Raw genomic sequence first — 1,624 nt, 5'->3', positions numbered from 1 at the left:
CGGCCGGTGGGGCCGCCGCCCGCCGCTCCGGCGATCGCGGCGGCCAGCTCGCGCACGGTGCTCCTGGCGAAGACCTCGTTCAGCGAGAGCTCGACACCGAACCGCTCGTGGATCTCGGCGAGCAGGACCGTGGCCGTCAGCGAGTGCCCGCCCAGGGCGAAGAAGCTCTGGTTCACGCCGACGTCGTCGGTCCGGAGGATGTCACGCCAGAGGCCCACCAGGTCGCGCTCGATCGAGGTGGCCGGCGGCTGGGCGTCTCCCACGCCGAGGGCGCCTTCGAGAAGGAGGGTGATCGCGGCCAGGTCGGGCTTTCCGCTCTGGAGCAGGGGGATCTCCGGCACCGGAAGCAGGCAGGCGGGCATCAGGTGCGGCGGCAGCCGCGTCGCCAGGTGGCCGGCCAGCCCGCTCGCCTCGCCCTCCAGGACGACCGCCGCCCCGATGGCGTCCTCGCCGGCCACGGTGACGACGGCGTCGCTGACCCGCGGGTGGTCGAGCAGGCACCGGGTCACCTCGCCCAGGTTCGCCCGGACGCCGCGGATCTTCAGGTGCCGGGCGTCGCGTCCGCGGTACTCGAGTGTCCCGTCGGGCAGCCACCGGGCCAGATCGCCCGTCCGGTAGAGCCGCCGGTCCCGCCACTCCACGAACTCCCGCCGGCTGAGCTCCTCATCGCCGAGGTAGCCACGGGCCAGGCCCGCTCCGCCGATGTAGACCTCGCCGGTGATCCCCGGGGGCAGCAGCCGCCGGTCGGGGTCGAGCACGTAGACGTCGGCGTTGTCGATCGGCCGCCCGATGACGGTAGGGGCCCGCGGTCCGATCCGGGCCGCGTACGCGGCGACCACCGAGCATTCGGCCGGGCCGTACTCGTTGGAGACGCGGGCGGCGCTCCGCGAGAGGGTGTCCGGGTGGGCGACGTCGCCCGCGAGCGTGACGCTGGTCAGCGAGCCGAGCCGCCCCGCGCGGGCCTGCCCGAGCACGGCCCGGTAGACGATGGGCGCCGCGGCCAGGTGGGTGACGCGGTGCCGTTCGATCGTCTCGGCGATCGCGCGCGGATCCCGCTCGGCGCCCTCCTCCATCAGCACGACGGCGGCGCCCGCGGCGAGCGGGGCGAACACGTTCAGGATGAACCCGTCGAAGGCGCAGCCGAACAGCGGCAGCATGCGGTGGCCACCGGACAGGCCGTACTCGCCGCACTTCCAGCGGACGGCGTTGACGATCCCGCCGTGCTCGACCAGGACCACCTTGGGTTCGCCGGTGGAGCCGGACGTCCGCAGCGCGTACGCGAGACTGTCCGGTTCGCTCCTCGGCGGCGGCACCTCCTCGGCGTCGGGCTCTTCCATCAGCCGGGCGACCGGCCGGCAGGCGTACCCGGGCTCGTCTCCCGCGCAGACCAGCAGCCGCGGGCTGGAGCGATCCAAGAGCGCGCGGACGCGGCCCGAGGGCTCGTCGAGGCCGATCGGCAGGAACGCCGCACCGGCCTTGAGCACGCCGAGGAGCGTCGCGATCAGCTGGACGCCGGGGCCGAGACGCACGGCCACGAGGTCGCCCGGCGCGACCCCGGCGGCCCGGAGGCCGCGGGCGACGCGGCCGGCCATCCCGTCCAGGTCGGCGTGGCTCGCCGTCTCCG

1 protein-coding gene is annotated in these 1,624 nt (G+C 75.1%); it reads right to left on the bottom strand.

Features of this window, described 5'->3' with window-relative positions; all coding sequences use genetic code 11:
* Positions 1–1,624: non-ribosomal peptide synthetase (locus DQW85_RS23325; protein WP_113702233.1), on the bottom strand; the 1,624-nt coding region annotated here is incomplete at both ends.

The organism is Nonomuraea lactucae (assembly GCF_003313395.1).
GTDB classification, from domain to species: Bacteria; Actinomycetota; Actinomycetes; order Streptosporangiales; family Streptosporangiaceae; genus Nonomuraea; species Nonomuraea lactucae.
This window is presented reverse-complemented; position numbering and strand designations above follow the sequence as displayed.